This window comes from Candidatus Pelagibacter sp. PS_11 (assembly GCF_059417975.1).
The window spans coordinates 1,002,875-1,027,700 of sequence record NZ_CM182075.1; the positions used below are offsets into that span (position 1 = coordinate 1,002,875).

The 24,826-nt window shown below is 29.0% G+C and carries 22 protein-coding genes; 7 read left to right on the forward strand and 15 right to left on the reverse strand.

Features of this window, described 5'->3' with window-relative positions; translation table 11 throughout:
* Positions 1-62 precede the first annotated feature (62 nt).
* Both AC5SLT_RS05285 and AC5SLT_RS05290 read left to right on the forward strand, forming a co-directional pair.
* Positions 63-2,627, forward strand: coding sequence for an autotransporter outer membrane beta-barrel domain-containing protein (locus AC5SLT_RS05285; RefSeq protein ID WP_494591562.1), 2,565 nt, complete (start codon positions 63-65; stop codon positions 2,625-2,627).
* On the forward strand, positions 2,627-2,971 hold the full coding sequence (locus AC5SLT_RS05290) for a hypothetical protein (RefSeq protein WP_494591564.1): 345 nt from the start codon (positions 2,627-2,629) through the stop codon (positions 2,969-2,971). The genes AC5SLT_RS05285 and AC5SLT_RS05290 overlap by 1 nt, the downstream gene beginning before the upstream one ends.
* An 8-nt stretch (positions 2,972-2,979) precedes the next feature.
* On the opposite strand, the gene AC5SLT_RS05295 is transcribed toward AC5SLT_RS05290, so the two are convergent.
* Entirely contained in the window at positions 2,980-5,145 is a 2,166-nt protein-coding gene (locus AC5SLT_RS05295) for an autotransporter outer membrane beta-barrel domain-containing protein (RefSeq protein WP_494591566.1), read from the reverse strand.
* A gap of 158 nt (positions 5,146-5,303) precedes the next feature.
* Here AC5SLT_RS05295 and AC5SLT_RS05300 point away from each other — a divergent pair, with 158 nt between their 5' ends.
* Complete coding sequence (locus AC5SLT_RS05300) at positions 5,304-6,284, forward strand: helix-turn-helix transcriptional regulator (RefSeq protein WP_494591567.1); 981 nt, start codon at positions 5,304-5,306, stop codon at positions 6,282-6,284.
* Here the strand turns inward: AC5SLT_RS05300 and AC5SLT_RS05305 are convergent.
* The 7 genes from AC5SLT_RS05305 to AC5SLT_RS05335 form a co-directional block, all read right to left on the reverse strand.
* On the reverse strand, positions 6,277-7,125 hold the full coding sequence (locus AC5SLT_RS05305) for a bile acid:sodium symporter family protein (RefSeq protein ID WP_494591570.1): 849 nt from the start codon (positions 7,123-7,125) through the stop codon (positions 6,277-6,279). The two genes, AC5SLT_RS05300 and AC5SLT_RS05305, sit on opposite strands and share 8 nt — an antisense overlap.
* A 223-nt stretch (positions 7,126-7,348) precedes the next feature.
* A complete protein-coding gene (locus AC5SLT_RS05310; RefSeq protein WP_494592578.1) occupies positions 7,349-7,579 on the reverse strand; it encodes a SpoIIE family protein phosphatase in 231 nt (76 codons plus the stop codon).
* Between the two features lie 32 nt (positions 7,580-7,611).
* Positions 7,612-9,849, reverse strand: a complete 2,238-nt coding sequence (gene amt / locus AC5SLT_RS05315) for an ammonium transporter (protein ID WP_494591572.1) — start codon at positions 9,847-9,849, stop codon at positions 7,612-7,614.
* Positions 9,850-9,862: 13 nt separating this feature from the next.
* A complete protein-coding gene (locus AC5SLT_RS05320) occupies positions 9,863-10,192 on the reverse strand; it encodes a heavy-metal-associated domain-containing protein (RefSeq protein ID WP_494591574.1) in 330 nt (109 codons plus the stop codon).
* Positions 10,193-10,324: 132 nt separating this feature from the next.
* Entirely contained in the window at positions 10,325-10,615 is a 291-nt protein-coding gene (locus AC5SLT_RS05325) for a hypothetical protein (protein ID WP_018414356.1), read from the reverse strand.
* 72 nt (positions 10,616-10,687) lie between these two features.
* Positions 10,688-11,131: a type IV pilin protein gene (locus AC5SLT_RS05330; protein WP_494591576.1), complete on the reverse strand. Its 444-nt coding sequence runs from the start codon at positions 11,129-11,131 to the stop codon at positions 10,688-10,690.
* Positions 11,132-11,140: 9 nt separating this feature from the next.
* Positions 11,141-11,620: a prepilin-type N-terminal cleavage/methylation domain-containing protein gene (locus AC5SLT_RS05335; protein WP_494591578.1), complete on the reverse strand. Its 480-nt coding sequence runs from the start codon at positions 11,618-11,620 to the stop codon at positions 11,141-11,143.
* Between the two features lie 158 nt (positions 11,621-11,778).
* Here AC5SLT_RS05335 and AC5SLT_RS05340 point away from each other — a divergent pair, with 158 nt between their 5' ends.
* Genes AC5SLT_RS05340 through AC5SLT_RS05350 form a run of 3 tightly spaced genes read left to right on the forward strand, consistent with a single transcriptional unit; the run spans position 11,779 to position 12,801 of the window.
* On the forward strand, positions 11,779-12,063 hold the full coding sequence (locus AC5SLT_RS05340) for an STAS domain-containing protein (protein WP_006997853.1): 285 nt from the start codon (positions 11,779-11,781) through the stop codon (positions 12,061-12,063).
* Positions 12,060-12,359, forward strand: a complete 300-nt coding sequence (locus AC5SLT_RS05345) for an STAS domain-containing protein (protein WP_494591580.1) — start codon at positions 12,060-12,062, stop codon at positions 12,357-12,359. Before AC5SLT_RS05340 ends, AC5SLT_RS05345 begins: the two co-directional genes overlap by 4 nt.
* Before the next feature lie 7 nt (positions 12,360-12,366).
* The gene (locus AC5SLT_RS05350) at positions 12,367-12,801 is read left to right on the forward strand and encodes an ATP-binding protein (protein WP_494591582.1); all 435 of its coding nucleotides are present in this window, start codon (positions 12,367-12,369) and stop codon (positions 12,799-12,801) included.
* On the opposite strand, the gene AC5SLT_RS05355 is transcribed toward AC5SLT_RS05350, so the two are convergent.
* The 7 genes from AC5SLT_RS05355 to AC5SLT_RS05385 form a co-directional block, all read right to left on the reverse strand.
* Entirely contained in the window at positions 12,798-14,030 is a 1,233-nt protein-coding gene (locus AC5SLT_RS05355; RefSeq protein WP_006997850.1) for a type II secretion system F family protein, read from the reverse strand. The two genes, AC5SLT_RS05350 and AC5SLT_RS05355, sit on opposite strands and share 4 nt — an antisense overlap.
* A 2-nt stretch (positions 14,031-14,032) precedes the next feature.
* Positions 14,033-15,784, reverse strand: a complete 1,752-nt coding sequence (locus AC5SLT_RS05360) for a GspE/PulE family protein (protein WP_006997849.1) — start codon at positions 15,782-15,784, stop codon at positions 14,033-14,035.
* Positions 15,784-17,340, reverse strand: coding sequence for a secretin GspD/PilQ domain-containing protein (locus AC5SLT_RS05365; RefSeq protein WP_494591584.1), 1,557 nt, complete (start codon positions 17,338-17,340; stop codon positions 15,784-15,786). Before AC5SLT_RS05365 ends, AC5SLT_RS05360 begins: the two co-directional genes overlap by 1 nt.
* 2 nt (positions 17,341-17,342) lie before the next feature.
* Positions 17,343-17,849 (reverse strand): hypothetical protein, encoded by a 507-nt coding sequence (locus AC5SLT_RS05370; RefSeq protein WP_006997847.1) that lies wholly within the window; start codon positions 17,847-17,849, stop codon positions 17,343-17,345.
* Positions 17,836-18,513 carry a pilus assembly protein PilO gene (locus tag AC5SLT_RS05375; protein WP_494591586.1) on the reverse strand — a complete coding sequence of 226 codons (678 nt, stop codon included), beginning with the start codon at positions 18,511-18,513 and terminating at the stop codon, positions 17,836-17,838. Before AC5SLT_RS05375 ends, AC5SLT_RS05370 begins: the two co-directional genes overlap by 14 nt.
* A gap of 2 nt (positions 18,514-18,515) precedes the next feature.
* On the reverse strand, positions 18,516-21,254 hold the full coding sequence (gene pilM, locus AC5SLT_RS05380; protein ID WP_494573923.1) for a pilus assembly protein PilM: 2,739 nt from the start codon (positions 21,252-21,254) through the stop codon (positions 18,516-18,518).
* A gap of 1,341 nt (positions 21,255-22,595) precedes the next feature.
* Positions 22,596-23,942: a GAF domain-containing SpoIIE family protein phosphatase gene (locus AC5SLT_RS05385; protein ID WP_018413512.1), complete on the reverse strand. Its 1,347-nt coding sequence runs from the start codon at positions 23,940-23,942 to the stop codon at positions 22,596-22,598.
* A 99-nt stretch (positions 23,943-24,041) separates the two neighbouring features.
* Between AC5SLT_RS05385 and AC5SLT_RS05390 the strand changes: the two genes are divergently transcribed.
* Positions 24,042-24,806 carry a prepilin peptidase gene (locus AC5SLT_RS05390; protein WP_027307142.1) on the forward strand — a complete coding sequence of 255 codons (765 nt, stop codon included), beginning with the start codon at positions 24,042-24,044 and terminating at the stop codon, positions 24,804-24,806.
* Positions 24,807-24,826 lie beyond the last annotated feature (20 nt).

A 24,826-nucleotide genomic window follows, 5' to 3' on the forward strand; every position in this document is an offset into this window, starting at 1 on the left:
TAAAATTTAATTTAGTGGTTTTTCAGTTCATTTAAGTGCTCAAACCGGGCCTAATTTCTAATATGAGCGTGCGTTTTATCGAAGATAAAATAATCTTCATCATAAATTCAAATTATCTAAATTTAAATATGCTTAAATTTTTAAAAGAAGCTAAATATACAAAACTCTTAAATAATTTTTTTTTTAGAAAAAATAAAGAACTAATTATAATAGAACTATTAAAATCATTTTTTTTAATAGCTAGTATAATAGTTTTTCTCGAGACGACAGCTAAAGCTCAAGCTACTCTAACATCTGATATCTCAATAAGACCTCTAGCATCGTTCACAACTGACTCAGAAGGAGATCAAATTGTGAACGATGCTTTTCAAGATCCAACAGGTTTAGCTTTTAGTAATGATGGTAGAAAAGTTTTTGTATCCAATAAATATTTAAACAATGCTCATAAATGTTTTAAAATGATGACTCTTTCAACTCCTTACGATTTAAGAACCGCTTCTTTGGTTGTGGACCAAGCTGATCCACTAGTATCAAAAGTAGGTCTGACAGATGTCTCTAATGATACAAAATGTACTGATATTAAATTCAGCAAAGATGGACTTAAACTGTTTTTAGGAAACATAACGGGAAAAATTCATGGATTTGAATTGGCTAAACCATTTGATCTTACAGGTTTAACTTATTCAAATAATGTAACAAGTGACCTTGGTGCATCGCCAGCCTTTAGCTTTAGTAATGATGGAAAAAAACTTATTTATTTAGATGGTACTAGAGAAGGTCAGCATATTGATGAATACAGTTTGTCAACCGCCTACGATCTTACATCTATAACTTTGGTCAATACCATAACCTTAACCACAACTGCTAATTTATCGAGTGGTCAAGATCATGGAATGGCTTTAGAATTTAGCCAAGATGGAATGACAATGTTTGTTTTAATAAATGATAATACTAACGATAATAACACAAGCTTAGATTCTGTTTTTCAATTTAGTTTGACTACATCTTTTTCAACGAGCACTGCAACTATGATAGGTTCAATTACTTTACCTGAAGAATTAAGTTTAAGAACTTATGGAATAGCCTTTAGTGGTATGGGAGATAAACTATATATTATTAATGATATAGGTCCGCAGGTTGCTGGTACTGGTGCAGATGTTGTTACGCAAGTAAGTTTATCTTGTAACTATGGTTTAGTTGCCTGTGTATCTGACCCAAGATCAAGCTTAGGTACTCAAGTTCAATTGGCAAAAAATAATATAAGTATGAACACTTCAATAATTTTTAAAAGATTTGAATGGATAAAAAGAAATAGAAATAGTAATAACCTTAATAATTTTACTGCTTCCATCAAATCAGATAACCCATTATTAAATTACTGGGTAAAAAAATTTCCAGATAAATTACTTTCAGTTAATGAAAAAGTAGAAAATGGTCAGTCTATAACTATTGGTCCGAAAGATATAAATAATAACAAATTAAATAATTTTACCACTGCAATTAAATCAGATAACCCATTGTTAAATTCTTGGATGGATAAACTTCCAGAAACAATAACTGCTTATCAAGTAGCCCTTAAAGAGAAGTTAAGTAAAAATAAAAAAAGTGATTGGCTGTATTGGAGTTTTGGTGATGTAACAATTGGTTCTTATCATGGAAAATCAGGAGGACTAGGGATAAATTTGGAAAAACCCAAGGATATACGTACTAGTGGTTTAACTTTTGGAGCAGATAAAAAAAATAGTAAAAATAATTATACTGGTTATGCAATTAGATATGCAGATGGTAAATCAAATTTTGCTGCTTCTGGTCCTAGCACTACGATGGCCTCATTAACATTAAATTATTACTTGATTACCCCTTTAAAAGATAGTGGATACACTAATACAGTTTTTGGTTTAAGTTCACTTAAATACGATCTTAAAACTGGAGGAGTTGTAACTGGTCAAAGAAATGGTAAACAACTTTTTACATCAATTGATTTTAGAAGTGATAGTGAATATGGCAAGTTTAACCTGACACCATCTCTAAAAATAAAACATGCTTTAACTTCATTGTCTGACTTTACTGAGTTTATGACAAACACTTCCTCAGCAGCGACAAATCTAATTCATGAAAAAGAAACATTTCAAACTGGTGATTTGGCAACGGGATTTTTATTTAATTCTGATCCAGTAAAACATTCTACTGGAACTGTGTTCCATAACGGTGGCTTAGAATTTGTTTATGACTATTCACCTGACATTACTTTTGAATATTCTTATGCGGGAAGTTCTAATGCTCAACAATATACAGTTGAAAAATATTCTCAAAAAAATATTCGAGCAAATTACGGATACGAGAACGTTTATAATAACAACTTTACGCTTTCATTAAACTACGAAAGATTTCAGCATCTTGACAGTGATAAATTTTCACACACAGATAGTTTTTTAATTAAAGTTGGACATATCTCTGAGGAAGATACGCAGTTTGCTTTTGATTTTGATCCTTTATCAAATAATTCTGCGAATTTGAGCTACGTAAAAGACATCAATAATTTTAATCTCAAATTAAACTCTAATATGAATTTATTTACTAAAATTCCTGACTATGGTGCAAATCTAGAAGTTTTAAGTAAATTTTAATGAGTAAAATAAAAATAATTTTCTACTTAGCTTTAGCTTTTATTTTTTATAAAGGCTTTGTTGCATTTCAAAATTTTGAAATTGGTGTTGATGACAGAGTAGCAGATATAGAAGAAAAAGCAGATTTTGAAAAAGAAGGTGAAGTAATTGGTCTCATGATGTATTTGGGTGACCCACCAAAATTATATGAGCATTTATTAACTAAGAACAAATCTAGGTGTTTGGAAATGAAACAAACAGCAGAAGAGAGCTCATCTGCTTACTATGAATGTGCAAGAGTGAAAGCTGTCCTTAAGGGTAGAAAAATTGTAAGCATCATTAATGAAATTGAAGTTATAGAATAATTATTAAATTAAAATTTATTTGAAACCTCTATATTTGCACCATAGTCAGGTACATCACTTAAAAAATTATAGTTAGAACTCATTTTTAAATCAAATCCATTTACATTATTGGTTAATGATAAACTAGTATTTTCAAAATTATTTATATCAAACACAAATTTCATTTCATCAATTGGCACATACCCTACTGATAAATAAATTTCATTACTGTGGCTTTTGGCAGATTGAAATCTTTCAAAATTTCCAACTAATGACCAACCTGATATGGAAGTGACATCAAAACCGTAACCAATTCTAAGATTATGTTTGGATTTATTGTCTACTTTATAATTGTAAACAGTACTTTGACTATTTAGATAATAAAATTCTGCATCTGATGATGGACTAAGATCAGCAATATATTCTAATCTCCCATGATGATTAATAATTTCATCTTCTTCCTTATCTGTATCTGTTTTATCTAAAAGGACACCGAGTGTTACTAATGCTGATTTTATATTTTGCTCTTTATAAAGTAATACATCGGTTAAACTATTTGCTACATTTGATTTTTCTCTAAAAGCTTTTAGTTTTGTGTACCCTAAATCTAATTTAATACCTGGATTAAGATTTAGATCTTCATCAACTATTCTTTTTCCAAAATTAAATGATCCATAGATCTGTTGGCCTTCTCGGTTTCCCTCTAAAGTGTTGCCAAAAGTAACCCTTTTTTGGTCTATATCTAGTAAACTAACTCCAATTAACGCATCTGTAAAAACGTGATCATCTCTAAGTTTGGTATTATATAAGGCAAAACTATAAGCATCAGTCTCTAATTTGCTTCCTTTATATCCAATATCAATAATATCGTTTGCATACTGAAAAACGTATCCATGCATAGCATCTCTGTCATCATCTTTAATTTTATCCGCACCAACTGAGATACCATAACTGTGAAAATCTCTTGATGATGAATTTATAGATTTATTTTTACCTAAACTAATTCTACCTTCACTCCACTGAAACCAATCCTCACTATCATAACTTCTATCAACTTCTTTTTTAGAGCTTTTAAGAGCGGTAACTAGTTTTGATATTTTTTCATTTGTAAAATCAATTTCTGCATTAAGATTTGAAAGATTGTCTTTGTTTTTATGTCTTCTTAACCATTCAATTCGGTGAAAGATTGGAAGCGTATTATTCTTAATTATACGTTTTGATAATTCGACATTTGCTTCAATGATTGCTTTAACATCATCATTAGCTGATGCATCAGCACAAGTAATGGTACCAGCACAAGCTGGACTATATTCAAAAATTGTATTTGTTGAACTGGTATCATCAGTTACAAATAGCTTTGTAAAATTTGCTGCAAATATAAAACCTCTCATGTTGGAAAATCTACTGCCTAAATCATAAGAAGTAGGAGTAGAAGAAATAGTTGTAATATCCCAAGCTGTGCTTAAAGTATATTTGTTCATATTATTATTTTGATTGCCAGCAATATACATAATGGTTCCATCTGAATTAAATTGAATATTTCTCATGTTGTTATCAGCACTTGTTAGTGCAGCCGATCTAGAGCCTAATGACACTCCAGATGTAAGATCAAAAGGAATTGTTAGTATATATTCTCTTATTCGATCACTATTTTTTTCACCAATAAACATACGTGTTCCATCAGGTTTAAATGCTAAAGCTCTTACTTGTTGCGTATAATCTGTGCCTCCAGCTATATCTACTGAATATCTTATTTCATACTCTAATGTAGAGGTATCCCAAGGAGTAGTTAATTTGTATTGATAGACTGAAGTTGGATCTTTGTTGGTTGTTACAAAAATTTTTGTTCCATCAGATTTAAATTCAATTGCATGTGGTAATTTCATTTGTGGAACAGAACCTCCATCACCTACTAATTGAGTTGTAAAAGATTTTGTTGCAGTGCTAATATCAAACGGTACACTAAGAGAATATTGCGTTACTTCTCCTTTTTCACCATCACCACCATCAGTATCAGTTTTACGGTTAGTTATATACATTATGGTTCCGTCTGGATTAAAGTTTATTCCTCTAACAGCTACAGTGTCTGATGAAATATCTTTTGATTGCTTAAATTCTATAAAAGCAAAAGCATTAGAATAAAATAAAGCTAAAAAGCTAAATACAAAAAATGATGTCTTGAGAATTTTTTTCACTTCTGCAGACTAATGAATTTAGGATAAATACAAGTGTGTTGGTGCTCAAATCAGATTAAATTTGTTAGCAATAACTTCATTTTTGAAGATTTATTTTGATCCATTGACAACTGCTCAAAATGGGTGGAAATACCAATTTAATAATTCTTAAATAAAAAATGATAAAAAGTATTCCCAGCATTTCTAGTGAAGTTAATGAAGAAAAAATCTTCAAAGTTATTAATGAAAATTTTAGTCAACTGGCACCTGCATATTATACATTAGTTAGTAGTTGGCTTATAAATGCTTACAAAGTTCATAAGGGTATCGATAAGTTTATAATTTTAATTTATCTGATTAATAAAGACTTTATATTCTATAAAAAAAATGGACTAATAGTTGATTACGATACGTTTTATAAGGATAAATCATTAGAAATTCCAAAAATTAATATTTCTGATATCGCAAAAGACCTTCTAATACCTAAAGAAAATGTAAGAAGAAAAATATCTGAATTAGAAGAAAGAGGTATTATTAAAAGAAAAGGAAAAAAAATCTTTATTGAAATATCTGGTTTTTCACAAGCAAAGCCCAATATAACTTTAAATGATTTAAGTGTTTTTGTTTCTAAATTTAGTGAAGTATTAAAAGATAAAAATATAGTTGATAAATCTTTTGATGCAGAAGAAATTTCAAAATTAATTAAAGAAAACTTTTCTTTTTGTTGGTATCAATTTTACAAGTTTATATTCATTTTCGCTAACAGCTGGAAAACAGGTACTAAAACTCAAGATTTAGAAACAATATGTGTAGGGTTTATTGTATTGATTAATACTGTCCAAAATAAAAATTTTAAAAATAAAAATTTAGATAGAAAAAAATATCTTAAAGAAATTCAAAAACCTGATCATATTGGTATTAATGCATTTTCTATAGCTGAGATAACAGGAATTCCAAGGGCAACGGTTGTTAGAAAACTAGAATTTTTAATTAAAAATAAATTTCTAAATATTGATGAAAAAAAACTTTATACTTTTGGTATAGGTGTGCAAAGTAAACAATTTAAAGTGATTTCTAAATTACAAGATAGAAATATGAATGCTTTAAGTAAATTTTTGTATAGGGTTTTTAACCAAATTAAAGTAATAAATTCTAATTAGATTTTCTTAAAATAAAAACAAAGATTACAGAGGTTGCCATCATTACTAAAGCATAAGCAGCGGTTGGCACCATATAAATAATATTATCAAATAATTGAGTTGCAACAAAAACTGCTAAAGTTCCATTTTGCAAACCACACTCTAAAGAAATAGCTCTTTGTTGAGGTACACCTGATGCAAAAAATTTTGCAACATAAAATCCTATCACCATCATAGTTACATTTAATATTAGGGCTATTAAACCTGCTCGAGTTAAAAAGCTTACAATTTTATCCCATTCTTCAATATATATTGCAGCAAAAACAAGTAAAAATAATGCAATAGAAAATCTTTGAATTAACTTCAAATTTTTTATGACAAGGTCACCAGTAAAATGCCTGATAGTCATTCCAATTATTACTGGAACTGTGACTACAAAAAACATTTTTAAAGCTATAGCTGTCATTATTATTTCTTTTTCAACATAGGTGATATCAAATATATTAATTGAATTAATCACAATGAATGGCACCGTAACTATACTTAATAAGCTCATAACCGCTGTCAGTGATATTGATAGCGCTACATCACCCTCTGCAAATTTTGTAAGAACATTGGAGGTTACACCCCCTGGAGCAGCTGCAATTAGCATTACTCCTAAGGCCATTTCAATCGGCACACCTAAGGTAATGATAAGTAGATAGGCAACGATTGGTAAAACAATTAACTGACAAATAAAACCAATAAAAAAATCTTTAGGGTTTTTTGCAACTCTTAAAAAGTCATCTACTGTTAAAGAAGCTCCTAGTCCAAGCATAATAATAGCTAGAGCGATTGGAGCGATGTTGGTTACTATTTCCATTAGTTTAATTTAAAAATTTATGCATAGTTCCACCCATTTTGATCATTTGTCAACCCATTTTGGTCGGTTGTAAACAGGACAAGATAAATCCTAAAAAAAAACTACAAATATTAAAGTTAATTCGATTAAAGAACTAATAAAGATTTATTCTAAATACACTAAGATGCTTAAGAAATTATAAGATTTTTATCTTTTAAAAGATGGTGTTTAAAAAAAGCAAAAACTATCCAATTGATATTAAAGTAAGATCATCACTTAATTTTCCAGATTTAGAGCTGTCAATTATTTTTTTACTAATATCTGATAAGTGTTTCTTCGAATCTTTTGTGTAGTTATCTTCAATTATTTCAATTGAACCTTCAATACCTATTTCTTGTCCTTCAGCATTTAAACTTTCAGACAATCCATCTGTAAAAACATAAAATTTGTTTCCATTTAAAAGTTGTTTATTAATTAGCTAAAATTAATAATAACTCTTAAAATTTCTTATTTACCAATTGCAATAATTGTTAAATCATCATCAAGAATATCATTATCTTTTTTAACACCTACTTCTGAAGTTCCTTTTTTCAAACTTTTTAATCGAATTTCTTCTGTCGCACTTGTTAATTCTTTTTGTAATGAAGAGTTTGTATGTTTTAGAATTAATTCTTTTACACCATCAATTCCTATTTCTTGTTTATTTTCATCCATACATTCTGAAAATCCATCGGTAAAACAGTAAATTCGTCCACCATTTAATTTAAAGCTTTCTAATTGATAAACACTTTCATCTTTATGCTTAATAACTGCCAAAGGCATTGAGCTTGAAGGATATTCTTTAAAATCTTTACCCACTTTTAATAAAGTTGGCTGATGTCCAGCATTTGCAATTTCAACTAAATCTGTTTTCAAATTATATCTTCCAACAATTGAAGTAATAAAGGTACCAACAGGATTAGTTTCTTTCAAATCATTATTCATCTCTAATAAAATTTCGTTAGGCTTAAATTTTTGCTTAGCGAAGATCTTAAATAAAGTAATAGCTTTTGCCATAACCATTCCTGCATTCACCCCTTTTCCTGAAACATCAGATAGGGTGAAATACACCTCATCATCATGAAGGTAAAAATCATAAAAATCTCCCGAGATTTCTCTTGCAGGAATATTTAATCCAAATATAGGATAGTTTTCTATATCTCTTTTTGGCATTAATCGTTGCTGAACATTCATTGCAAGTTTAATTTCTTTAGAAACTCTATTCTTCCATTTGTTTTTTTGCTTTTCACTTTGTTCCAATTTGTTCATTATGACATTATATTGCGTGCCAATAATTCCACTTTCAGTAAAAGGATCTTGTGGTGCGCGGCTTGAATAATTGTCTGATTTTGCTTGATTAGTTAATACCTCAAGTAATTCGTGCGTGTCCGTTGATGCATTGTGTTCTGAAATATTTAAACCAAGTTCTTCATGAATTTTACTTACTCTAAGAGGGAAAAAAGAATTAATAGTTTTTAATATTAAATAAGAACCAATGAAACAAAAAGCACCAATTGAACTTATGCCAATTAGTTGAATATATATTTGCTCTAATCTTGTTTTTTCAACACCCATCAATTCAAAATTTGCAAACAAAGCAACTGCAATAGTTCCCCAAATTCCACATGCTAAGTGAACTGGTATTGCACTAACCACATCGTCAATTTTAATTTTTTCAAGTAATACAATTGTTGAGCCTGAAATAATTCCACCAATGCTTCCTATTATGATTGCATGAGTGGGATCAACATAAGCACAAGAAGCAGTTATTGAAACTAGTCCTGCAAGGGGACCCGTGATCATAAATAATGGCTCTGGTTTTTTTAAGACAATGATACCCATAATACTTGAAAAAATAAGTCCAAAGGATGCTGATAAAAAAGTATTAATTAAAATTAATGGAATTTTTAAATCCATTGCACCATTAGCACCACCATTAAATCCAAACCACCCAAACCACAAAATTAAAGCACCTAAAGCTGCCATTGGTGTATTACTTCCTTGAAAAGATTTTTTTTTATCATCTTCTCTAAATCTTCCAGTACGGTTACCAACTACCAGTAATACTGATAAAGCAATCCATCCTCCTACAGAGTGTACAACGGATGCACCTGCAAAATCTAAATATCCTAATTGACCTAACCAACCAAATTTTTCAGCAGGATTTTCAAAATTAAATGCCCAAGACCAGTGACCTACAATTGGATAAAAGAGGCCAGAAACTAATAATGTAATAATTATATATGAGAAAAACTTTAATCTTTCTGCAACTGCACCTGAGATAATAGTTGCAGCTGTTGCAACAAACATTGCTTGGAAGACAAAATATGTTTGATAGCCAGCAACCTTAGTGGTAAAGAAAAAAAATTTGGTACCAAACAGTCCTGATACACTGGTTCCATACATTAATGCGAAACCAAACGCCCAAAAAACTACAACAGATATTCCAAAGTCTGAAACATTTTTAAGGGCAACGTTAATACTGTTCTTGTTCCGAGACAAACCAGTCTCTAAACACATAAAGCCTGCCTGCATTAAAAAAACAAGGATTGCACAAATTAAAAGCCAAAAGGTATCTAAATTTGCTTGTAAGATTGCATCTAAGCGAAATTCTAATGCATTTAAAGCTCCCTTATTAGTAAGCTCTAATTGATTTATGTTGGACTGCAGCTTATTGAGCAATATCTGAGTATCAGCTGCAGTCATAATTTTATTTTAATTAATCTACTAATTTTCTAGCTTCACCAGCATCAGTAATAATCTTATCAACACTTACTACTTTAATAACTTCAAAGCCTGTTCCAAGTATTGCTTTTTTATAATCTTCATTAGTTAAATCAGATTTATCAGGGTAAGATGATACCGCAACACCTTCTGGCCATGAAACTTTAACAGTAGCAGATGGGCTAGCTGCTTGAAGTGCTTTAGTTACCATTTTTTGGCATTTAATACACATCATTCCATTTACTTGAGCAATTTGAGTTTGAGCTGCAAATAAATTGGTTGAAAATAAAACGAAACCTATAAATAGTATATATTTTTTGAACATAGTTTTTCCTATTGTTAATTATAAGTCAAAGCTATCACGTATCAATTCATTTTTAAATTCGTCAATCGCCCAAAATGAGGCCTTTTGATTAAGATGAACTCAAATTCCTATATTTCTTGAATAGTTTATATATTATCTATGAATACTCATTGGATCAAAATAACAATCCATATGATCTATAGTTTCAAAAAAAATTTCATTTAACTCACTAGAATGGACCGTTGGACAAATTTTTTCTACATTTAATTCATTGATATAATCTTTATTAAATTTTTTCATTGCTGAAGAGCCAGCATAAGATGCTGAAGCTTGTAAAATACTTCCAGAGTTTACTAGAGTCAAGCTTGGCCCAAGTGCTGCAGAATATGGACCGCAATTATTTAATAACGGTATAAGCAAGAATATTAAAATAATTTTTTTCACATCATCAATTTATACAATAATATTTAATTTGAAACTGTAAAACTATCCATTATGGGTGGTTAGCTAATTTTTTTAGCAATCATCGCCTCTAGTAAAATTGCCGTTACGACTAAGGATTAATTGACAAGGATCTGTATCTTTAATTTCTTCTGCAATTATATTAAAATTTGAAGAACCTATGCTTGCAACACAAATTTCATAACCCATGTCTTTACCAATTTGATCTCCTCCACCAAATAAAATTGTTTCAATATCATTAGATGTTGATGAAGAAGGTGTACAGCTATCATCGTCCTGCGTGTAATAACTTCCACTATTTGAATATTCTTCTGTTTGAGCTAGTGATATTTGTAGCATCACATTTTTTGCAGATTTTTCTTTAGTGCCTGAAATATAACCGCTGTAAGTAATAACTCCTACAGAAGCTAAAATACCAATTATTGCTACCACAACTAAAAGCTCAACCAGGGAAAACCCTAGTGAGCTTTTAATTTTTATTTTTTTTGTTTCTTGCAATCGAGATGATTATTCTATTGCAACAGCATTAGTTAATACGTCAGCAGTTGTCTCACCATACTGTGTTGAAACGGTAATAGTTCCAGCTTCATCCCCTATTATTGTTGTAACACCTTTTCCTAATGCTAGACAATCTGTACCATCTGAAGCCTTTGCCACAGTTTCACCGTCTGTTACTCCTTTACAAAGTGGCGTGTAAGTGTTTTTAAAATCTGCTAGCGCAGCTACAGCAGCTACTATGATTGAAGCTTCATCTCTAGTCGAACATGTTAATAATCCACTCATAGCTTTAGCCTCTGTACCCATGTTACATTTTTGAATTTCAGCAGCTAAATATTTTGTTACTGCCCCTTGGTTTGATTTAGAAGCATTAATTTTTGCACTCTTAGTGTAACCATTGTAAGCAACAACACCTACCGCAGCTAAAATACCTATAATTGCTACAACAACTAGCAATTCAATAAGTGTAAAACCTTTATTATTTTTCATAATTTCCTCTGTTATTAGTTATTATTATTAAATTTATTATAATTATTGATGATGTAAACTAAAAATCTTATTATATTAAATAATAATCAAAGATAATTGACCATATTGGGTTTACTTGTTTCTTATTTTTGTTAATAGCTATAAATAGTAAATAAAATATGAAATATAAAGTTACAGATAATGAAAATGTAAGCACTGTTTTTCTTACTGGAGAAATAGATATGGATGTTGCAGATGAGGTAAGAGAAATTGTTTTTCCTTTAATTGATGCTGGAAAAGAAGTTCATTTAAATTTAAAAGATGTACCCTACATGGACTCTTCTGGTATATCGATAATTATAGAAAGCAATCAAAGAGCTCGAGAGAAAAATACTAAAGTTGAACTTAAAGAGGTTAGTCAACCTGTTGAAAAAGTTCTAGCAATGGCAAGAAAGTTTTTATGACATACAAAATTACAGAACAAGACAATATAAGCACCATATTTTTAGATGGTGAAATAGACATGGATAAAACGGATGAAGTTAAGGGAGTTATCTTTCCTGTTATCGACTCTGGTAAAAATGTTGCTTTAAATCTAAGTAATGTTCAATACATGGATTCTTCTGGTATTTCAGTTTTAATAGAAAGTCATCAAAAAGCCCTTGAAAAGGGAACCAAGCTTGTCATTAAAGATGTGAGTAAATCTGTTTTAAAAGTAATCATGATGGCAAAGTTAGAACAAATTTTAAATTTGGAGTAAATAAATTATGAGTTTAGAAAACTTTAATCGTTCAGAAAAAAAAGATTTTTTAGTTAGCTCAGCAAGTTTGAAAGATGTCAGAGCTTTTTCTAGAGATGTTTTTGAAAAATTTAAAATTGATGAAGAATTAAGAGAAGAATTAGTTTTAGCAATTGCTGAAGCTGCACAAAATATAGTTAAACATGCATATAAAGATATGCCTGATACTCAAGATAAAATGGTTGTAAGAATATCTTGTAATGATGATGTTCTAGAGATTTCTTTCTTTGATAAAGGCAAACCAGTAGAAAAAAGCAAAGTTAAACATAGAGCGATTGATGATATTAAACCAGGTGGACTAGGAACATTTTTCATTCAACAAATTATGGATTCAATTAATTTTGAACCAGGAAAAGAACCCTGGATTAATAATTTAGTTTTAACCAAAAAATTAAAAAATTAGTTAATTAAAGCACCCACGTTAAATATTGGTGAGTACATAGCTATCATTAAACCACCAATCATTACTCCCATGAAAACAATCATGATAGGTTCAATTAAAGCAGACATGTTATCGACTGTAGTATCAAATTCTTCTTCATAATAAGCAGATACAGAATTAAACATTTCATCTAATTGACCTGTTTGTTCTCCGACAGAAATTAATTGACTAAAAGTCGGTGGGAAGAGTGGTTCTTTTAAAAAAAGTTTTGTTAAGGTGTCACCAGAGAACACACCTTTTTTTACACTCTCTAGTGCATCAGTTATCACATCATTATTACTAACTGATTTTGCAATTTCTAAACTCTCTAATAAATTTACACCAGCAGCACTTAAATTACCTAAAATCAATGCAATTCTTGCCAGTAGAGATTTTAAGATCATATCTCCAAAAATAGGTAATTTTAAAATTTGTTTATGCCATCTAAAACGAATTGCAGCATTTCTTTTTACAATAAAATTAAACCCGAAATATCCACCTATTCCACCAAACAGAATTACTTTTCCACCTGTACCACTTAAAAAATCACTCATTGCCATGATGGTTGCTGTTGCAGCGGGTAATTCTAAGCCCATTCCATCGTACATTTTTGCAAATACTGGAACTACTTTAATCAACATAAAAGCACTTACAGTAATCGCTACCGTAAACATGATCGCTGGATACATTAAAGCTCCCTTAATTTTTTTCTTAATCTTTTCTTTTTTCTCTAATGAATCTACTATTTTAAGTAAAAATACATCTAGCTTACCACTTGCTTCACCAGCTTTAATCAAGTTGACATAAATATTATCAAAATATTGAGGATATTTTTCAAAACATTTTGATAGGTTCACACCCCCTTCTAAACTTTTTCTAATATCTTCTATAATGTCTTTAAGAGCAGGACTTTCTAATTGGTCCCTTAACATTATTAAAACCTGCAAAATAGGTAAGCCCGCCTTAACCATGGTTGCAAATTGCTTTGAGAATATAAGAATTTCTTCTACTTTAACTTTTTTTTTACCAAAAAGAGATGAGCCACCTGATTTTTTTTTTGCTTCACCTTTTTTTTTCTTAGACTTAATTATGTTGGTGATTATTACTTTTTTTTCTTTTAATAAATGAGAAGCTTCATCAAGGTTGATTGCCTCAATATCTCCTTCTACATATTTACCTTCGGATATTCCTTTATAAGTAAAAGCTTCCATTTTTATTCGCTTGAAAGAATTCTCTCATACTCTCTAAAATTAAGCTCACCAGATGCAATCATTCTTCTGCCCATATCTTGCATCGTTCTAAATCCTTCCTTAATAGCTATTTCTCTTAATTCAGGAGTGGTTGCTTGTTTTAAAATAGCTTCTTTAATTGGTTTTGAGACCACTAAGATTTCATAAATACCTTGTCGACCTTTGTATCCTGAGTCACTACATTTTGCACAACCTTTACCTTTGATGGCTTTTACTTTTGAAGCGTCTTCATCACTAAATCCCATATCTTTAAGAACCTTAGGATTAACATCATCATCAGGCACTCTACAATCTTTACAATTTTTTCTAGCTAGTCTTTGGGCTACAACAAGTTGGCAGGCAGCACTTATTAAATAATCTGGCGTTCCCATGTTTTGTAATCTAGTAATAGTACTTGGAGCGTCATTAGTGTGTAGAGTACTAAATACTAAGTGACCTGTAAGGGCAGCCTTTAATCCGATATCAACTGTTTCTTTATCCCTCATCTCACCAACTAGAATAATTTCAGGGTCTTGTCTTAAAAAAGATCTTAAAGCTTTAGCAAAGGTAAAACCGATATCATCTTTAATTTGTACTTGTCCTACACCATCTAATTCATATTCCACAGGATCTTCAGCTGTTAAAATATTTAAATGGGGCTTACTTACTTCTTTTAAAATACTATATAACGTTGTTGATTTCCCAGATCCTGTTGGTCCAGTTACCAAAATTAATCCCTGACTACCGTGAATTCCTTTTCTTAGACTTTCTAAATCTTGCTTTTCAAAATTTAATTGTTCAAGGGTAATATCTCCCGCGTCTTTGTTAAGAATACGCATAACAATTCTCTCATTATTTGCAGTAGGTAAAATTGATAAACGTAAGTCAACTACTTTATTACCAATTTTAAAATTAATAGCTCCATCTTGTGGTAATCTTCTTTCTGCAATATCTAATTTACCCATAATTTTAAATCGAGTAACTACTGCCCCGTAATTGTCATGCAGAAACTGTCTATAGGTTTCTTGTTCTTGAAGCATACCGTCTAATCGATATCTTACTCTTGAACTAAATCGGTAAGGCTCTATATGAATATCACTAACACCCATTTTAATTGCATCTGCTACCACCGCTGTACTAAATTTGATTACCTCTGACTCATTTTCAATTGCTTCAATATCTTCTTCTGGTTTATTGTCTAAAACTTCCCCTGCATCTCCTAAATCTGTTTCAAAAGTTTTTGTTTTTCTCCTATTCTCATTTCGAATTGACGCAATAGTTACTTCATCTGTTTCACTTGATAATCTTTCAATATATTCAGAAATATCACCTATTTTTGCAGCATGAAGTTCTATGTTTTTTTTTGTAATAGCTTTTAAATTTCGCATCAATCCCAATTTTGAACTATCTGGGATTGCCATGTGTAAAGTTTTTCCATCAATTTTAAATGGTGCTACAAAATTCATCTTAATATAGTTTGATGGTAAAACTGTTTTTACTTCTTCAGTAATTTCAACTGACTTTAGATCAATTATTTCTAGATTTTGTTCTTTAATTAATAAATCAATTATTTTTTTTTCATCAGTAAGCTTTAATTCAAATATTGCATCAATTTGAGATTTATTGTTTTCAGTGCTTACTTTTTTAATATCTATTAAATCTTTTCCAGAAATAATGTCATTATCAATTAAGACATTAACTAAATTAATTTCACTCTCTCTACTTATTTTAAACATTATAAAATTCTTGGAGCGATAAATACCAATAACTCGTTCATTGTATCAGAATTTGATTTTCCACTAAGTACTTTTCCTAGAATTGGTACTTTTGACGTTCCTGGAACACCTTGTCTATTATTCGCTACGTTATTTTTTTTAATACCACCAATTACAACTATATCCCCATCAGCTACTAATAATTTTGTATTTATCTCCATTTTATTTACACCTACTGATGCTGCATTTGCTCTATTTGGAGTATCATTGTTTACTTGAATTGAAAGCATAACGTTTCCATCACCTATGATATTAGGAGTAACTATCAGTTTTAATGATGCATCAACTGGTTTATCTTCCCCTTCTCCACCATCAATATAAATTGTTTCACCCTGATTAATACTTGCTTGTTGATTATCTAATGTAAATAATTTTGGATTAGATACTGTTTTTGATAAGCCTTGAGCTTCTAAAAAATCAAGTTCAAGTTTTAAAACAGCAGAACCTGTTTTTTTCAATATTCCAATTCCACTTGTTGCAGCAGCTGACCCAAAATTTAATAAATTATCTGTTCCAGCACCGCTTGTAAAAGCACCTGTTGAATCAGATAATGCAGCCCCTGTTCCTGATGCAGCTCCTACACTGCTACCTCCTTGTGTACCACCCATTCTTAAACTTTTTCTTGTGTAAGCAGCTCCAAGTCTTTTTCCTAAACTTTGCTCAAATGTTGAAGTAGCTTCAACTATAAAAGCTTCTATTAAAACTTGTTTTGTTCTTTTATCAATTTCTCGAATAACTTTATCAACGATATCTAAATCTTTCTCTTTACCTCTAACAATAATTGATCTTGTGGTTGCTTCTTCCGTTACTTGTATTGGTATAAAATTCCCATTCGTTCCAACAGATGTAAATAATTCTGTGATTGTGGCTTTAGCTTCTGATGGGGTTATATAATAAAGTCTAAAAATTTCTGAAATAATTGGTTCTACTGAATCTTCTAATTCAACTTTTTTCTTAACTGCTGAAGCTCTCGCTGATTTATAACCTTCTTGTGACGTTAGATTAGCAGGAGTTGAAACTCTAATAATATTACTTGCTACATCTATGTCTGCTGCATAATTTTTTAAATCTAATAATGCATTAAATGCTTTATCCCATGGAACATTATCTAACTCTGCACTTATTGATCCTGCCACATCGTCACCTACTAAAATATTAATTTGACCAACTTCAGACATTAATTTCATTGCTTCTTTAAAATCTAAAGCTTGAAATTTAAAAGAAACATTTTGTTTTAAAGATTTGAAATCTTCCGAAATTAATAAATAATTTCTCTCTTTAACAGATGATATTTGTTTTCTTTTTTTAAGCTTTACGACATCACCTTCAGCAGGAGTTGGTCCCATTTCTACACTTTTTTCAACCTCTAGTTTTCCAGTTTTCTTGATATCAGTTTTTATTAGTGGGGTGTCGTGTTTAAAAGAACCAGTGTTTTTAGCAAATTTTTCAGCACAACCTGTTAAAAAAATAAATAAAAAAGGTAAAATTAAAAATAATATTTTGTTTTTAAATTTCATAATTATTTTGTTCTTTCTGTAATTTTATTATTAAAATTTATCACTAAGAGAGAGTTTTCATTTTTTTCAAAAACTGCTTCTCTATTGTTAAGTCCAACTAATTTTACTCCAGGGCTTAATTCTTCAAACCTAGCTAAAGTAATTATATTTCCACTTGAATTAATTAAAGATACGAACCCATCATCATTTGCAGAGGTCATTATCCCAACTAATTTAAACTTATATAAGCTCATTTCATTTTGTGCCTCTTCTGGATTACTTGATAAAATTGTATTACCACCAGTTAATGAACTATCTCCAGCAAAAGGATCGTTTAATGGAAGAGGCTCTTCATCTTTAATTTCTGATGAAATATTCGATTGTGAATTTGCCTGTTTTTCTTTGATCTTTTTATTTATCTCTTTAGCTTTATCAATAATGTTTTGCTCTTTATCATGACTATCAGCCATGGAAACTTTTGATAGCAACATAAAAAACACTGAAATAATGATTATTTTAAAAAAATTCATTTGGTAACCCCACTATTGTTAACGTACCTTTTACTTTTATCGCTCCAGTTGTATTCCCTTTTACCACCTGAATAGACTCTTTGTCAAAGTTTAACATTTTGTTAGAAAGCGATAGAGCTCTTTTAAATTTTATGTAACCAATAAAATTACCATCAATTTCAAAATCAACAGGGATCAAATAATAGGCAATATTTGCAACATTTTTAACTTGGTTGTTTTTCTTTTTTTTCGTTTTTTTACCGTCTGCTTGGGCTAAGGCTTGTGCTTTTAATACTTCTTGAATTACCTTTTTTTCAATTCTAGTGATTACTAGATCATTTTGTCCGGCATATTCACTTAATGTTTGATAAAGACCCTCTACTTCAGCTTTAGAATGAAACAAGCTAGAGTATTTTTCATAATCAGGCTTAAGTTTTTTAATTCTTGCTCTCATTGAATAAATTTCAGAAGTAAATTTTGCAGTTTCTTGTATTTTCAAATTCATGTCGTCCAATTTAGCTTTTCTAGACTCAACCATTGGATTTAAAATTGCGTAATAAACTATTAAGAAAAAAACGATTGCACCAAAAATTATTCCTATTTTTATAAGAGTTTTTTTATCAGCTAATTTTGTAATCTGATCCTTGATGTCAGACATGTTAATATTTTTTAAATCTATATCCATTGCTATATTTTACCTGTTTTAATTTTTACAAACACTCTAAAACCTTTCATTGTAGCACCACCTGCTGTAGATTTTGGTAATCGCATTGATGATAATGATGCTTGCTCAACCAATTTTTGATTTCCTAAATTTTCTATAAATTTCAAAATATCTTGATCACTTGCAGCTATTCCTTGAATAGTTAATCTTCTAGATCCATTAAATTCAACTTGATCAAATTTTACACGGTTTGGAACACTTGAGGCTACTTGAGCTAAAATTCTATAAGTTAATTCTTTATTTGATTTAAGTGTTCTACTTAATTTTAAAGACGTATTAATTACACTAAGTTCTTTTGAAACTATTTTTTTCTGTTTAATAATTTTAGCATGATCTATTTTTACAGTTTCATATTGTTTTAATTTATTATTATAGGAAACAATATTCCAAAAAGATAAACCAAATAATACCACATAAATTGCAACTACAGCAGCAGTAATACCCTTGAATGCAAAACCTGAAATTGCTTTCATCTTCTTTTGCTTCATTACATTTGATCTATCTGGAAGAAGATTTATATTTTTAACTGCAGTAACAAATTTATAATAACCAAAGACATCAAGTTTTCTAAAGGCTAAGCCAACAGAAGTAGATAGATAAGATCTATTTAACTTATTATCTAAAATTTGTTGATACTGACTTGGAATTTTTAATCCTTCTGTGGGATCAAAAGTGTTAAATCCAACATTCATTAAAATTTTTCTAAAACTTCCTAAATATTCGTCTACATTTTTGATATCTGAAACAACTTTTATGTTTCGAATTCTCTTTTCATATTTAGTCTCAAAATCTTGAATTGCTTGCTTAACTTGAGTAACATATCTTCTAACTAATCCTTCTTTTTCTTCAGTATCTTGGGAATCTTGTAAAATTTTTCTATCTTGCCCTCTAATAAAAATATCAGTTATTATTGGGTTATTATTATAGAGGATCATTAAATAATTTTCATCTAATCCAAATTCTAAAACAGCAGTTAAATTGGCATCCTCAGTTTTATTTGTTATTTGATTAACTTGATCAACTGATGACTTTAAAGCAAAACATTTAACATCTATGATTACAGGATTTAAACCTGCATTTTTAATTATTGAAGTATAACTATTTATATCAGTTAATTTTGATGCAACGAATAAAATATCCATTGTATTTTCTTTATCATTTCTATTTATGACTTGATGAAAAATAGAATAATCTTCCAAACTATCTGTTAGTTGAACTAGGTTTTCCCACAATGAATTAGTTTCGATTGCTTTATTTAATTCATCTTCTTTCATTAAAGGTGCGGTGACTACTCTTATGATTGCACTAGTTACCGGAATAGCAATTGCTGCATTTGGTGAAGTTATTTTGTATTTTTGAATTGCTAATACTAATTCTTCTGAAAATTTATCCGCATTATCAATTGGAGTACTATCATCTGTAATGTCGACGGGGTGAATATGTAATTTTTCTAACACCCATTGATTAGCTTTGTTACTAGAAACTTGGACTATTCTTATTTCTTTATTTGCTAACTCAATACCAATTATTTCTTCGCCTTGAACACTAGATTTACCTAATTTGGATTTGAAAAAATTTTGTATTTTTGATTTATAATTTCCAACTTTAGAATTATTAAAAGATGATTTTTTTATATTTTTAGCAAAATCTGGTTTTTTAATTTTAATTTCCTTAATTTTTCCAAAAATATTTGATAATTTACTTTTTACCTGATCTTGGGTAGATATTTCTGAGTTTTCATTTAATGGAACACTTGAAGTTTGTGGTTGTGCTTCATTATTACTTTGATTGGTTGTTGAAATATCAATTTGTGAAGATTCACCCTCTTCTGGCTTAATATTTTCTTCAATTTTTAATTTTTTACTTTCTTCATGAACATCATCAAACCATTTTTCCAAAATTGGTATTGCATCATCTAAATTTGTTGTTCCAGAAGATGAAATTTTTTGTTTACCATCAATATAAAGTCTACCTACCCAGTTTCTTGATTTAAGTTCACCTTTATATTTATCTTGCCTTACATATATATGTAGTCTTCCATCTTTTTTATGAATTACCTCATGCTCTTTTTTTTGTTCCTCATTATTAGTATTTGATGCACTTACATTTTGCTCAACAGATTCATCTTGAGATTGTAAAGTTTCTGAATTTTCAGTTAAATTATCATTTTCATTGGATTTTTCTGATTCATTATTATCAGTTTCTTGAGGATTTAAAGTATCAGTTGAATCGTTTTCAGATTGGTTTTCCTGATCACTCTTTAAAGTCTCTTCATCATTATTAGTATTTGATGCACTTACATTTTGCTCAACAGATTCATCTTGAGATTGTAAAGTTTCTGAATTTTCAGTTAAATTATCATTTTCATTGGATTTTTCTGATTCATTATTATCAGTTTCTTGAGGATTTAAAGTATCAGTTGAATCGTTTTCAGATTGGTTTTCCTGATCACTCTTTAAAGTCTCTTCATCATTATTAGTATTTGATGCACTTACATTTTGCTCAACAGATTCATCTTGAGATTGTAAAGTTTCTGAATTTTCAGTTAAATTATCATTTTCATTGGATTTTTCTGATTCATTATTATCAGTTTCTTGAGGATTTAAAGTATCAGTTGAATCGTTTTCAGATTGGTTTTCCTGATCACTCTTGAGAGTATCTTCCTCTTTATAATCAAATTTATCTTTATTATCTTCGTCCATAAAACTTATAAATAAAAATTAATATTTAAATTGTTAATTGATTCTCTAACACAAAATTAATAAAATTCTAACACAAGATTATAATCATTATGTTCAAAATGGGTTGAATTTAATAATGAAATACAAAATATTCAATTAAATCAACAGTTTATTAAAATCATTGAAAAAAATTAAATTTAAGATATTTTTTTCTAAATAATATTTTCTCTAACACATTTATCATAATTTTATCTTTTTATATTGTGTTAGAAATTTAATATTTTTTTCTATTTTTAAAAAATAAGTAAAATAGCTATTTTTTATTAAAACAACTTTTAATTGTTTTTTGTGTGAGAGAAAATTTTTTTTGTGTGAGAGAAAAATTTATTTGTGTTATAATTTTTTTAATTTTTTTTGTTTAGAATTATTCTAATATATTTTTTTTTCCTACATTAGAAATATTCCAAACTATTTTTTTTCTCTTTAGAAAGATTCTAATATATTTTTATTTTACTTTAGAAAGATTCTAATATATTTTTTGCAAATTTTAGAATTATTCTAATTTATAAAAAAAAAAATTATTTTTTTTTCTCTAACACAAAAATTTTATTCTAACACATTTAAAAAAAAAAATTATTTCATTTTGTGTTAGAAAATTAACATAATATTCTTTTTTAAAAAAGTAAGCAAAATCAACGTTTTTAATATTATGAATATAAAACATAAAATGTGTTAGAGCTATATTTATTTTGTGTTATAATTATTAATATTATCATATTTTTAAAAAAGTCAATAAAATCAACATTTTTTATATTTTCAATAAATTTATTGATTTGTGTTAGAGATAATTTTAATTTTTATCCTATGTGTTAGAGATAATTTATATTTTTTATGCTGTGTGTTAGAGATAAATATGAATATTAACAAAAGCTCAAACAGCCTTACATCACTCATCCCTTTGGGATAATATATATAAATTTTAACATTGATCCATCAATTGTTGATTATTGCGGATGGCAATATTAGATTTTGATACAATTTATATTATGGTTAAAGCCTAAATCTGGGGACTAAACTCAAATTAACTAATTAAATCTGATTTGTGGCAAATTATGAGAGATTTCACTCTAAATTAGAGATTTGACTACCAGTATAGGATTTATAGCAAATTATGAGAGATTTCACTCTAAATTAGAGATTTGACTAGGATTGCAGGATTTATTTCTAATTATCAGATATTTGACCCAAAATTAGAATTATTACATGAAACTGGGGGTAATTACTCTTATTAACTGGAAACTATCCCATAAACATTTTTACTCTATCTTAAAGAGTGTAAATAAAAACATCTATCCATAATTATTAACCATCAACCGTTACAATTGTTAAATCATCCTTTTGTATTCGACCAGATTTAATTATATCCTCGATAATCTTGTTTAATCTTTCATGGTTTGGAATTTGTTGATACTTTTTTATATAATCTTTAAATCCTTCTGCCTCTAACATATTTCCTTTAGCATCTCTTATTTCCGTAATACCATCAGTAAAAATATACATTGAGCTGTTTGAAAAATTAATTTTAGTTTCTTTAAATTTAAACTTAGGAGCAATGCCTAAAGGAGGTCCTGCTTCTTCAAAATTAGAAAAGTTTCCATCTTTAGAATAAATTAACGGAGGTTCATGACCAGCGTTTGATAAAGTTAATTCTTTTTTGTTACTATCGTAAATTCCAACCAGCATTGTTACAAACATTCCTCTTGAAGTAGTTTCACAAATTTCTGTATTTAAAATATCTAAAAGACCTGCTGCAGAAAAATTTGTTTTACTTAAACATCTATAAAGACTAGATGCTTTAGACATTAGTAATGAAGATTTAATTCCTTTACCTGAAACATCTGCAACTCCAAATCCGTAAACTCCATTAGATAATTCTGAAAAATTATAAAAGTCTCCAGAAACAACTTTGGCAGGAATATTTATTCCAGCAATAGGAAAATTTTCTTTAATGTTTTGAGATAGTAATGTTTTTTGAATCTCTCCAACAATTTCTATTTCTTTTTCTATTCTATTTTTAACAATCAAATCTTTTGCCATCTTAGCATTTCTAATTGCTAATGCAGCAGGACCAGATAAAGTTTCTAAAAGTTTTCTATCGCTTTCTTCAAAAAGTTTGTTGTCTGTTTTTTTATTTAAACAATGAATAACACCAATACATTCATCTGAAACAATTAATGGTGAACATAAAACAGAATAAGTTGTAAAATTTGTTTTATTATCTAAATCAAAATAAAATTCTGCAATTTCTCTTACATCCTTTCTAACATCTCCAACTCTTATACATTGTTTCATGAGTGCTGCTTTTCCCATGACACCTTGAGTAATTGGAATTTCAAAATCTTCTAGATATGCTTGGTGTTTTGATGCAATACATTGAAAGTTTTGCTTATCATTATCTATTAAAAAAATGTTAGCAGCTTGAGCATTAATTCTTTTAATAATTAGCTCTAATGAAGTTTGTAGTGTTTCTTTTAAATCAAGAGTTTTAGCAAACTCCTGGCCCATTTTTGTAACCAATTCTAAGTCTTTAACGCTTGTATTGTCGACTTTTATTGTTTCTGTTTTTTTAGCACCAAAGAACATGTTATTTATAAATTGATATTCATTAAATTTTTGATAGTTTTGAGACTGATGGAACTCATTATTCATAGTCCTAACTTCTACTTACACCTTACAGACGCAATGATGCTTGTACAATATTGCATTGATGGTTTCATAGAACTGTCCTCCAAAATTAAATTATAAGTTGTGTTATATCTTATAGCATTTATCTTTGGAAGTATATGGGGCAGCTTTAGTAACGTTTGTATCCATAGAATTCCTGACGATATAAGCGTTGTAACAGGAAGATCCCACTGTCCATCCTGTAAAACCCTAATTAAATGGCACGATAACATTCCATTATTTTCATATTTGTTTTTAAAAGCAAAATGCAGAGGTTGTTCGGCTAAAATTAATATTAAATATTTTTTAGTAGAATTAATATCAGCAATAAATTTTGTAGTAATTTTTCATTTCTTTGGAGTTTCATTAACTACTCTTCTTTTTTTTATTTTAAGCATCTGTTTTGTGATTATTTTTTTTATTGATTTAAAACATTTCATAATTCCAAATGAGTTAACATACCCTCTTATGATAATTGGTTTATTAAAATCATTTGATCCAAATTTAAATACCACTCTGTTTCCAAATTTAGTTAACTCTTTAATAGGTGGTTTGTTTGGTTACATAATCATTTGGTTAATAATTTTTACTTATAAAAAATTAAGAAACAAAGAAGGAATGGGTTTGGGTGATGCTAAATTACTTTCTGTAATTGGTTTTTGGTTTGGATGGGCTTCAATTCCTTTTGTAATATTTTTTTCATCTGTCATTGCACTTTTAAGTGTTGTCCCAGATATAATTAAAAATAAAAAAGATCTTTCGTCTCAAATTCCTTTTGGTCCTTATTTAATTATAGGAAACTTAGTTTTTCTTATTTTTAATGAACAGATAAGATTATTTTTGAATTAAGAATATAACCCAGAGTGGTC

Bases quoted from the DNA above. Each gene is read 5' to 3' on its own strand.
- AC5SLT_RS05285 (WP_494591562.1), top strand. From the start codon at position 63: ATGAGCGTGCGTTTTATCGAAGATAAAATAATCTTCATCATAAATTCA.
- AC5SLT_RS05290 (WP_494591564.1), top strand. From the start codon at position 2,627: ATGAGTAAAATAAAAATAATTTTCTACTTAGCTTTAGCTTTTATTTTT.
- AC5SLT_RS05300 (WP_494591567.1), top strand. From the start codon at position 5,304: ATGATAAAAAGTATTCCCAGCATTTCTAGTGAAGTTAATGAAGAAAAA.
- AC5SLT_RS05305 (WP_494591570.1), bottom strand. From the start codon at position 7,125: ATGGAAATAGTAACCAACATCGCTCCAATCGCTCTAGCTATTATTATG.
- amt (WP_494591572.1), bottom strand. From the start codon at position 9,849: ATGACTGCAGCTGATACTCAGATATTGCTCAATAAGCTGCAGTCCAAC.
- AC5SLT_RS05320 (WP_494591574.1), bottom strand. From the start codon at position 10,192: ATGTTCAAAAAATATATACTATTTATAGGTTTCGTTTTATTTTCAACC.
- AC5SLT_RS05335 (WP_494591578.1), bottom strand. From the start codon at position 11,620: ATGAAAAATAATAAAGGTTTTACACTTATTGAATTGCTAGTTGTTGTA.
- AC5SLT_RS05340 (WP_006997853.1), top strand. From the start codon at position 11,779: ATGAAATATAAAGTTACAGATAATGAAAATGTAAGCACTGTTTTTCTT.
- AC5SLT_RS05345 (WP_494591580.1), top strand. From the start codon at position 12,060: ATGACATACAAAATTACAGAACAAGACAATATAAGCACCATATTTTTA.
- AC5SLT_RS05350 (WP_494591582.1), top strand. From the start codon at position 12,367: ATGAGTTTAGAAAACTTTAATCGTTCAGAAAAAAAAGATTTTTTAGTT.
- AC5SLT_RS05355 (WP_006997850.1), bottom strand. From the start codon at position 14,030: ATGGAAGCTTTTACTTATAAAGGAATATCCGAAGGTAAATATGTAGAA.
- AC5SLT_RS05360 (WP_006997849.1), bottom strand. From the start codon at position 15,784: ATGTTTAAAATAAGTAGAGAGAGTGAAATTAATTTAGTTAATGTCTTA.
- AC5SLT_RS05365 (WP_494591584.1), bottom strand. From the start codon at position 17,340: ATGAAATTTAAAAACAAAATATTATTTTTAATTTTACCTTTTTTATTT.
- AC5SLT_RS05370 (WP_006997847.1), bottom strand. From the start codon at position 17,849: ATGAATTTTTTTAAAATAATCATTATTTCAGTGTTTTTTATGTTGCTA.
- AC5SLT_RS05375 (WP_494591586.1), bottom strand. From the start codon at position 18,513: ATGGATATAGATTTAAAAAATATTAACATGTCTGACATCAAGGATCAG.
- pilM (WP_494573923.1), bottom strand. From the start codon at position 21,254: ATGGACGAAGATAATAAAGATAAATTTGATTATAAAGAGGAAGATACT.
- AC5SLT_RS05385 (WP_018413512.1), bottom strand. From the start codon at position 23,942: ATGAATAATGAGTTCCATCAGTCTCAAAACTATCAAAAATTTAATGAA.